This is a genomic window from Brucella daejeonensis, assembly GCF_014199265.1.
In the GTDB taxonomy this organism is placed as follows: Bacteria; Pseudomonadota; Alphaproteobacteria; order Rhizobiales; family Rhizobiaceae; genus Brucella; species Brucella daejeonensis.
This window is the reverse complement of record NZ_JACIJG010000024.1, coordinates 43,523-52,657: the sequence shown is the minus strand read 5'-3', so window position 1 is coordinate 52,657 and position 9,135 is coordinate 43,523. Positions and strand designations below refer to the sequence as shown.

Sequence of the window (9,135 nt, the reverse complement as noted above, 5' to 3'; positions counted from 1 at the left end):
CGAGGCCGAAGAACGATATCACGCCATGCTGGACGCGCCACCCATGGCCGCATAACTTAAACCAAACGGTCTCCGGCAAACCCGGCGCGGTTCACACCGATATGCAGCGCCGCGCCCAGATCGGCCTCAACAAGGGCGAGGCTCATCATGCACTCAAGAATGCCTTGCGGATTGGCAGGCAGGGTGAAATCCGGGATCGAACCACGGAGGGGCAGCATTACCGGATCGCCGGGCTGAACCTGCTCACAGCGATCATCATTTACTGGAACACCGTCCATCTCAGCCACGCAGTGGTCGAACGGCGAAACGAAGGTCTTGATGTGCCGCCCGAGCTATTAGCCCATATCTCTCCTCTGGGCTGGGCGCACATCCTGTTGACGGGCGAATATTTCTGGCCCATCGACGCAAACTCTTAGGGTGTCATTTCGCCCCGATCCGGAACCGACCCCTGTTGCTCTGTCGATTCCTCGGGGTTGGAGTGCCGGGAGTCCGAACTATCGGCCTCTCGTTCCTGTTGTGAGCGTCCGGTCCAGTCAGGTTCTTCAGCGAAAGCGAACGAGCCAAGAACCAAGACGCCGGACATCGCCAGTTGAACAAGCTTTCTCATATGCATGATGAGCATCCTTTTTCGCGTTGACGCAAATAGGACGGCCTACGGCCGGCTTTTATTCTGCGATGGCATGAGCGAAGCGATGGCATCGCCGCGTCAGTCCGGTCGTCACCCGCATGGGCCGAAACGGACGTGCCGGGAGCCTTGACGAAGCAGGCAAGTGACGGGCTTGCGGAGCAAAAGACCGGGAACGCCGTTGCTAAGGCTGGCGAGCGGTGCGGATGGTTCGGTGAGCCGGTAAAGCCGGCGAATAGGGCGGCGGTGCCATAGGCAGACGCAAACAATCCTGCGATACCTCACGCTTCCCTAAGTCGCCTTCTCAAAACGGAAACTCATATATCCAGTAACGCAAGCAAACCGGCCGTTAGGTTCCAAATCGCATAATTCTGCATGAAATATCAGCGGTCTAAACTGTGCGCAAAAACCGCATCAACTGGCAAATATTTCCAGCCAAAGGCCCTCACCCATCACTGTTGCAAGAGCGCTCACCAAAACTATGCTGGACGCTTCCTGAAATCGCAAACGGTGGACCAGACCAGGCGCATAGCTCAATAGCCCGCCAACGATAGCCACAGCCAAAAGCGCAAACCAACTCAAAACAGGTTTATGAAATCCGAGTGACGCAGCACCCACGAACGCCGTTGCAGCAGCATATCCAGCAATTCGTAACAAGTTTCGATCGTCAACCAGCATTAATCCCTCCAGTTATCGTTGATCATCTTCGTTCATCAGATCCTATCATTCGATATGAAAGCGTCCAATTCACACGACCTCTCATTGCCACTAGGCTTTACTTTGGATCAGGACGTCGATTTGAGGAATTGCACAGTCGAAACGGCGAGCACGATCGGCGCCAGAATAGGAGAGATAGCAAAGGTCAGTGGAAAGACGATCCAATGACCGCTTCTGGACGTGTACAACCTGTTTCGCGACCATATGGCGACTATTTCCGCAAGAAGGCCGGTAAACAGGGCTGCAAAGCACATGCCGACGATGATGACCGGAACTGTCATGGCAGTCCCGATATGCCCCTGCAGGAGGAGTAGGAAGAGCGTCGCGGCGATCAGAAGCCCGGCGAGCGCAGCGCGCCGGGCATAGATCCGCCGCGAAAGCCTGGGGCTGCTAACCGCGTTCGCAAACGCTTGCCAGCCCTCCCCTACCCGGCCGCCGGGCATTAGCCCTGGGCGGCCGCATGTTCGGCCGCGCGAGCGCGAGGGTCTATGCCCTCGTCGAGTTCTTTCTGAAGTGCGCCAAGTGCGAGTTCCAGGACCTCGGCAATCGCGTTGCATTCCAGGCGGTCGGCAAACTCATAGATCAGGTTGTTCGTCTCAACCTTCAGCTTCACGGCAAAGGGAGTATTACGATTGGTGGTCCGTTTTCTACCACGGCGACGTGCTTCGCCCTCTCCTTCTGATGCAACTGGCGCTACCGGCGCGGCCGGTGCAGGTACGGAGTCAGGTTTCGGGGAAGGTTTCGGCTCATTGCGGGTCTGTTCCGGTGCATGGCGCGTCTTGAAACCGGTTGCCTCGGCAAGCTTTTCCACGGACGCCTTTGCAGCAGGATCGGCCTTCTTGGCCTCTGGTTTAAACTCATCCAGATCAAGGCGAATATTGTGCGTGCTCATGTGCGGTGCTCCTTCAGCAAGGCGATGATTTCACCGGTGAACGCAGCGGCGTTAGCCCGAGCCTTCTCAAGTGAGGGAACCTGATCTTCGGTCAGGTTCTCCAGCGTCCTGCCGTAGTTGAAGATGCCCCTGAAGGCTTCTCGTTCGATCAAGCTGGTTTCGAGAAAGCCGATTCCTGCTTCCTCGAATTGCGAGCCGATATCGCGAGCGCTGCGCGTAATATAAGCGGCTGGCGTGCGAGCCCAAAATACCCGTGCAGGCATTGTCTTCCCACTGCTTTTACCCTGTCTGAGGATGAATTTCAGTGTTTTGGCCGCTTCGTTGGCATCGAGTTTGGACGGCTGCAACGGGATAAGTATCAGATCGCTTTGGGTCAGCGCATAGCCGGTCGATAGGTTTGCCGAGCCTTCGAGATCGACAACCACAAACATATGCTTGGCAGATTGTTCTTCGATCGTTTCGATGATGTTGTCCTCATGTACATCGCCGATCACCGTCAACGATTTAGGATGAACCGCCTCTGTTGCCCAACCAACAAGCGGCTGGTTGGGGTCGGCGTCGATCATGCATACCGAAGCGCCCTGCTCTGCGAGTACGGTCGCAAAAAGCGTGGCGCTTGTGGTTTTTCCACCGCCGCCTTTGGTGGTCATGAAGGAAACGACAGCCATACGATCATCTTCCGTATCTAGTTGCTATTCGGATAGTGGACGCATCCGAAACCATGCGAATGTCTTCACTATCGCTTTTATCATCGGATTATGAACGGATGGTAAACGCAATCCCTACGTTTCGCAAAGGTTTTATTATGGTATACCTATTTAAAACCTATGGAAAACGTTTTGCTTATATATGCCATTCGGAAATGAATGCGAAGCAAAAAAATAGCCGCTTATTCTGCGGCTAATGGGAGGCTGCCCGCCTGTGTCTCGACAGGTTCGGGCTCCGTTACTTCCGGAGCCTTCTGAGCGGGTATCGGGGGAGGGGAGGGGGAGCGGCGATATTCGAATCCGTAGTCTACTGCTTCGCGATAACGTCTCTGATAGAACGCCGGCCTCCTATGGCCGGCAAAGGTGGCCCTGATCGTCCTGAGAGCACTCGGGAAACGATATCCAGCCCGTTCAACGAGCCAGAACACAAGCATTGCTGCCAAGAGAAGAACGGCGGTCCAGACCGCAAGATGGACCGCCAGAAGCAGGAAAAAGAAGACCAGGCGGGCATCAAAGATCATGAGACGGGGTTCTCGCATGGAGTCGCGCCAATGGACCTTTCTTTTGAAGCGGTTGCCGTCTTCGAATTCCTGTTCACTCATCGCGTAGCTACCGAATTAAGCGTGCCCTGAACATTGGGTACGCCCTGCATGAATAGGACGCCAATGGTGTAGCCGCTGCCAAGCTTGACGAGCGGTCCACTCGGGGCCATGTCCTCGATTTCGCTGGCGAGCTGATCGCCAACACGGCCAGCGCCGGCATATAGCGCGTCCTTCAGCTCGGTTTCGCGATCAACGACAGTCGTGGAGTTATTGCCGATGATGATTTCCTGGCTTGGGCGCGACATGGTTTCGCCAAGGCCGGAAATGAAGGCACCGGCAAGTCGCGGCCCGTAGCGGGCAAGCCACCGATGATCTACATCTGATTTGACGGCGATGGAGCCTTTGGCACCATCAACGGCATATGCCGAGATCGGTACTTCGGTGCCATCGGCCATCACAAGGCGGCTGAATTCGACAATCAAAGCGTTCGTGTTGCGGTTTTGCTGAAATGACCCGAGCATTCGGGCACGATACAGAGGGCCTTTCTGGAAGATTTCGGCGACGACGGGACCGGGCGTATCGGAGTCGGACGCATTGACGGTGCGTGCAAAGAGGATCTGACCGGCTTTGATGAGCATGTTTGCGCCGTCAACAACGCCGCCAGTGCCTGATAGGGCGGCCTGTCGCGCTGCCTCGGCCTCGGCCTGTCGCTGTTCGGGCGACTTGTAGAGCGTCTGATTGAGAACGATCGTATTAACAGACCCCTTGGGAGACCATTGCGACGCTAGACTTGCAGCTTGGGCGGCCATCGCACCGGCAAGCGTGTTGATGTCACTGTAGTCATCCGGGGTCATGGCCTGACGGCGGTCAGGAGTGAAATTCTCAACCCGCTGCGTCGGAACTTCGTTGGCAGGAGCCACCGGACGTTGGCGAGGGTAGGGCTCCTTCGTGACGTCGCGAATATCGTCAATATTGCGCAACGGTTCGTCTGGCGTAGCGAGGAAGCTGCCCCCGCTTTGATCAGCCGTTTGCGCGCCCTGCTGGTTAACCGCATCAAGCGATTGCTGATACCGTTCGGAATCGGCCTGCTGCTGTCCGGCTGGCGTAGCATCGACATTGGGGCCACGCGAAATACGGGATGGTGCAAGGTCGCTTTGCTTGAACATGGAGTAGCCGACATAGCCGACGGCTGAGGCGAGCAAACCGATTACGACGTAGGTCTGAACTCGTGATCCGCGTTTGCGGCCCGAACGGTTGACGGTTGCTGCACCGGCCAGGTCCGGAGCGGCGTCCTCGCGCTCGGCCGAATTCTTAGCGTTTTCGTCGCTTGCGTCGCTCATTGGGAAATCCTCACTCTGGAAATCGTGCCATTGCGCGAGATCAGCACAACGGGGGAGGGCTTGATTTTCACGGCATGGACGCCTCCCGGTCCCGTCAGCATGGCTTGTGGGGACGGGGAGGTGTATGTGTCAGATGTCCGGAGATAATAGGCTCCATCGAGAAGCCAGGCCTCAACATTGCTGTCAGATGTCCGCAATTTGATTGCCGATCTTGGTAGATCCGCACCTTGTGCGAAGGCCATCATCGTCCCGTTGGAAGGCGGTTCTTTAACGGAAACTTCCGTCGGCGAGACCGCGGCATTTGGGCCGTACCCCTCAACGGTGATGTCACGGCGGAAATGCGTCTTGGTATCGCTTGTCTCGAGATTGATCACGATCGGGCGATCTTCCTCGACAAGCGAGATTATCAGGTTCGAATAGCCGTGCGTCACGAGCGGCGTGACTGCGATCTGGTTCGAACCTTCCTGCAGCGCATAGACTTGGAAAGAATCGGCTCGACCAACGACAAAGCTGGCAATCGGCCATGCTTTGCCTGTGCGGTCGTAGAAAGCCATTACCGATACCGTGTTTGGCGTCGTGTACAGGGTTTGGAGCGCCTGATTCGACTTGAGCGACATACGCACGGAATCAGATATTGGCCGTGCTCTGAAACCGCTTGGCGGCATCGCCGCGGCCTTCTGGCTTTCATCGACCCTACGCCGATAATCGCGGATGATTTCCGGAGACATCGGCATTAACGACTGAACAGTTGCGCCATAGGCCGTAATCTCTTCTGGCGTCAGGGGACGGTCCAGTTCGGAAAGTGACTGCATCAGACGGCGGGCGCCGATGATCGGGACATTCGGGGCTTGTCGTGGCTGGCGTTGCGCGGCCTGTCCGGGCATTGCTTCGCCGTATTTGGAGTATGCAGGTTGGCCTTGCCCTTGAGTTTCCTGCTCGTCGGCAGGTTGAGATACCTGCTCTTGTTGCTGAGGCTGTTGGACAGGCAGTTCGGCGGCGGCCTCTGGCGTTGGAGGCGTGTATGTTTGCGCAGGCTGAGCAGCCTGTTGAGCAAGTGCGGACCCACTCAAGGCAAGGAGAAAAGCGATATTGCCGGCGAACATTCTCATCAAGCACCTCCGGGGGCCGCGAGGAAGCGGGAGATAGCCGCGCCGCGCGGGTGTTCATAGCTTTGCAAACGCTGCAGGGTGATCGTGACCATCAAATTTTGGCCTGTCACTTCCGATGCAGACTGATAGGTGACGCGTACCGGCATCTGAACGATCCACTCGTAGACGCCATTGGCATTGACGCCTTCTCGCACGATAACTGCGCGTTGTGCGATCGCAGTCGTGTTGAGACGGCGGTTTTTCACAAGTTCGAGCGTTCCGGATTTCTGAACAGCATCAACGAATGAATTCCAGCCTTGCGGCTTGGTGAAATACTGCTGCGCGTCCTGAAAATCCTGCTGGTACGTGGCGAATGAATAGGTAAAGGACCGGGTGACGGCTTCTGCCGCATAGGTCGCTATCTCAGCGGCGCTCAAATGTGGTTGATCGAGCGGTATGAGCGGCTGAATGCGCCCGTCGGCTGTCGTTGCGAAATATCGCGGCTCCGGCCTTGTCAACGCGAGGCTAACCGCCGCCAGGACGGCGATCACGGCGACGACAAGCAAGGCAAGGGCGATGATGCTCATGCGACGATAGGCGGTCCGATAAACGTCCGCCCGCATGAGGATTGTTTCGATCTGGCCGTAATCGGCGTTCTGGCTCATTGGGCGGCGGTTCCGGCGTTGTTGGCGGTAGCGGCTGGCTGCGCGTCGGGGAGAGCGGTTGCTAGTTGTGCATCATTGAGAGCGCCAAAGGCGAACTGAGCACCTTCCTTCGTGCGATAGAGATAAAATGGGGTTCCGGGAACGCCATTGAGACGCATCCAATCGACATTGCGTTGCATAGCTGCGACCACGGCGTTGTCGAAGTTCTTCGGATCGACCTTCGGCGCTGGCTTGCCCGATCCGATCACGGATGCGAGCTGGTCACGCAAGCTCGTAGCAATATCCTCCTGATGCATGATTGAAGCCGCGATCTGCGCGGCCTCGGGCGAAAGGATCGGGGCCATGATGACGCGCAGGTCAATCGTGTTGTCATCGATCCGCTGCTTCAGATGCTCGAACGACCATGCGCAATGCGGGCAGGTGGGATCAACGAAGACGTAGACGAGAGGCGAACCGGGCTTTGGCTTATTGGCAGGGAACCACATAGCGAAATCCTGAGCCTGCTGCATAAGCTGTTCAATGCTGGCTGCCTTGGGAACGTCTGGAACGGTTTGCGAGCCCACCGATGCGAGCTGTTGCGGAGGGGTAGCGGTTTGCGCCTGCTGTTGCGGCTGAGCCTCTGGTGGCGGCGTTGCGGCGGTAGGGGCCTGCGTGGATTGAGCGGCTTGCGTTGCGGGTGCTGCCGATGCAGCGACCGAATTGTTGCTTGCTGGCCTCTCAACAGACGGGGCAGCCGAAGCAGCCTGTTGCGGCTCTGCCGTGGATGGTTGTTCAACCGGGGCAGGGGAGGACTGTCCGATTTGTGGTGCGGCGGCCGCGGCCGCTATCTGCGCGGCGGTTCCTACTCCGGGAACCGACCGGATAACATTAGCGGCAGCCTGAGAGGTCGTCGTTGATGAGGTGGCTGGCGACTGCGGATCGAACGGCGAAGGTTCCGGTGTGACGGTTGGTGTGGTCGCCAGAAGAGCGGCGGAAATGTCTTCACCCTGCGGGCCGACGATGCGACCGTAAATCGTCAGACCGTCCGGTGTGGTGAGCGCGATTTGCTGGCCGCCATCAGCAGTTGGAACCGCCCATGCGTTCATCCCGGCAATTTGCATGAGCGGGCGAACCTTCGACGCGTCCTTGAAAAGGACCTGCGTTGTATAGGGTGAAGATGAGACCGAGCAGCCCACAAAATTCTGCTGCCAGAGATTCAATTCCGCCTTGGCGGGCAGACCTGTAGCGAAAATGGCACATGACGCGAGGAGGATTTTGTAGGCATTCATTCCCGCATTTTCCTTTTGCTTTATATTGCAATATCGTCTGAATATGCCATAAAGAGTCTCATTGTCACCCCCAAAAGGCCACAATCGAAAATTGTTCGATTCGTGTTGTCGAAAGCACACGCAGAGCACAAGATGAGTATAGGCAGGCATGATGACAATCTATCTCGGCTACCTACGGAGGATAGCGACAGAGGCATGCTATTCCGGGTAGTCTTGATAGTCGGAATTTGTGCAATTGCTGGTGGCGGACTATATTTTGCTGCGGGTAGTGCGCACGGCGAAAAATCAGATTCAGTCAAAATAGAAAAAACATCTACGCCAACCCCGATTGAGCGTGAAATTATTGCGTTAAAACGTCAGGTAGCTGATTTGCGTGCCGACAACGATGCATTGCGTGCGGAGGTCACAACGCTGACTTCGCAGAACGGCGTTGTGGATACGATCATCACGCATCTGCGAGAACTCAAGGCACAGGATCAGGCAATTATCGGCCTGATCCAGCCGGGAGGAAACGGCTATTCCGCTCAAGCTGGCAATGACGGGGAAGCTCCGGCAGACGAGGCGGTTTTCGGCAATGCCCGACATCAGATTGTGACCCCGAAGGCGAAGGCACCACCCGTTCCAACTCCGAAGCCGGAAAAGGTAGCGGAAGCGAGCGCCGCCGGAGATAAACCGAAAGAGGATGCTGCGACGACGCAGTAAAATGGGTGAGCCATGGGCGGAAACGGTGAAGCACTGAATGGCTTGGTGGGATTGGTTCAGCGGCTCGCTGACCTGATCCCGCCGGCACAGGCGCTTGTTGCCGCGACATGCTTCATTATCGGTATTGTTCTGGCTCTATCATCTATCCAAGGGTTCGCGTTAGCGAGCGAACGTCGCTCGTCTGGTCAATTCATTGGGCGAGGTGATTCTGTAGTTTGGGGGCCAACGGCAGGGATCATCACTGCCGTCCTGCTAATTTCCCTGTCATCTACAATATCGGCATTCCTGATGTCGTTTTTCCAGGTGGACGAGACGGTCGCAGCCTCGGAAATTTTTGCTTACGCGCCAGAAATGCTCGCTCCGCTCGATCATGAACAAGCACGGTCTGTTCTGATCGCTCTCCTGCGGGTTGTCCAGTTTATCGGATTACTCGGATTCATACGCGGTCTGCTGATGTGCAACAGGTCTGTAACTGCGCATTCGCCGGGCCTTCTAGGCTTCGGCATCGCACACCTAATCGGCGGCACACTCGCGATGAATATCGTGATGTTCGTCGGCTATATCGAAGAACTTGTGCTCGGCTAAGAAA

General features: G+C 56.6%; 12 protein-coding genes. 3 read left to right on the top strand and 9 right to left on the bottom strand.

From position 1 onward, the window contains the following. The coding region (locus FHS76_RS20040) for a Tn3 family transposase (RefSeq protein WP_235992798.1) at positions 1 to 416 on the top strand (416 nt) is incomplete at its 5' end. Between the two features lie 623 nt (positions 417 to 1,039). On the opposite strand, the gene FHS76_RS20035 is transcribed toward FHS76_RS20040, so the two are convergent. The 9 genes from FHS76_RS20035 to FHS76_RS19995 form a co-directional block, all read right to left on the bottom strand. After that, positions 1,040 to 1,303 carry a hypothetical protein gene (locus tag FHS76_RS20035; RefSeq protein WP_113397793.1) on the bottom strand — a complete coding sequence of 88 codons (264 nt, stop codon included), beginning with the start codon at positions 1,301 to 1,303 and terminating at the stop codon, positions 1,040 to 1,042. Positions 1,304 to 1,410: 107 nt separating this feature from the next. Next, a complete protein-coding gene (locus FHS76_RS20030; RefSeq protein WP_162751127.1) occupies positions 1,411 to 1,623 on the bottom strand; it encodes a hypothetical protein in 213 nt (70 codons plus the stop codon). Positions 1,624 to 1,784: 161 nt separating this feature from the next. Further along, a complete protein-coding gene (locus FHS76_RS20025) occupies positions 1,785 to 2,234 on the bottom strand; it encodes a hypothetical protein (RefSeq protein ID WP_183657180.1) in 450 nt (149 codons plus the stop codon). Further along, positions 2,231 to 2,902 carry a ParA family protein gene (locus FHS76_RS20020; protein WP_100560340.1) on the bottom strand — a complete coding sequence of 224 codons (672 nt, stop codon included), beginning with the start codon at positions 2,900 to 2,902 and terminating at the stop codon, positions 2,231 to 2,233. The genes FHS76_RS20025 and FHS76_RS20020 overlap by 4 nt, the downstream gene beginning before the upstream one ends. Positions 2,903 to 3,123: 221 nt before the next feature. Next, positions 3,124 to 3,462 carry an IcmT/TraK family protein gene (gene icmT, locus FHS76_RS22475; protein ID WP_235992803.1) on the bottom strand — a complete coding sequence of 113 codons (339 nt, stop codon included), beginning with the start codon at positions 3,460 to 3,462 and terminating at the stop codon, positions 3,124 to 3,126. Positions 3,463 to 3,539: 77 nt separating this feature from the next. Next, complete coding sequence (locus FHS76_RS20010; RefSeq protein WP_183657177.1) at positions 3,540 to 4,823, bottom strand: DotG/IcmE/VirB10 family protein; 1,284 nt, start codon at positions 4,821 to 4,823, stop codon at positions 3,540 to 3,542. After that, positions 4,820 to 5,932: a DotH/IcmK family type IV secretion protein gene (locus tag FHS76_RS20005; protein WP_198513220.1), complete on the bottom strand. Its 1,113-nt coding sequence runs from the start codon at positions 5,930 to 5,932 to the stop codon at positions 4,820 to 4,822. Before FHS76_RS20005 ends, FHS76_RS20010 begins: the two co-directional genes overlap by 4 nt. Further along, positions 5,932 to 6,576, bottom strand: a complete 645-nt coding sequence (locus FHS76_RS20000; protein WP_100560336.1) for a type IVB secretion system apparatus protein IcmL/DotI — start codon at positions 6,574 to 6,576, stop codon at positions 5,932 to 5,934. The genes FHS76_RS20005 and FHS76_RS20000 overlap by 1 nt, the downstream gene beginning before the upstream one ends. Further along, the gene (locus FHS76_RS19995; RefSeq protein ID WP_183657172.1) at positions 6,573 to 7,844 is read right to left on the bottom strand and encodes a thioredoxin fold domain-containing protein; all 1,272 of its coding nucleotides are present in this window, start codon (positions 7,842 to 7,844) and stop codon (positions 6,573 to 6,575) included. Before FHS76_RS19995 ends, FHS76_RS20000 begins: the two co-directional genes overlap by 4 nt. 195 nt (positions 7,845 to 8,039) lie before the next feature. Here FHS76_RS19995 and FHS76_RS19990 point away from each other — a divergent pair, with 195 nt between their 5' ends. Further along, entirely contained in the window at positions 8,040 to 8,546 is a 507-nt protein-coding gene (locus FHS76_RS19990) for a hypothetical protein (RefSeq protein WP_183657169.1), read from the top strand. A gap of 12 nt (positions 8,547 to 8,558) precedes the next feature. After that, entirely contained in the window at positions 8,559 to 9,131 is a 573-nt protein-coding gene (locus tag FHS76_RS19985; RefSeq protein WP_183657166.1) for a hypothetical protein, read from the top strand. Positions 9,132 to 9,135: the final 4 nt, after the last annotated feature.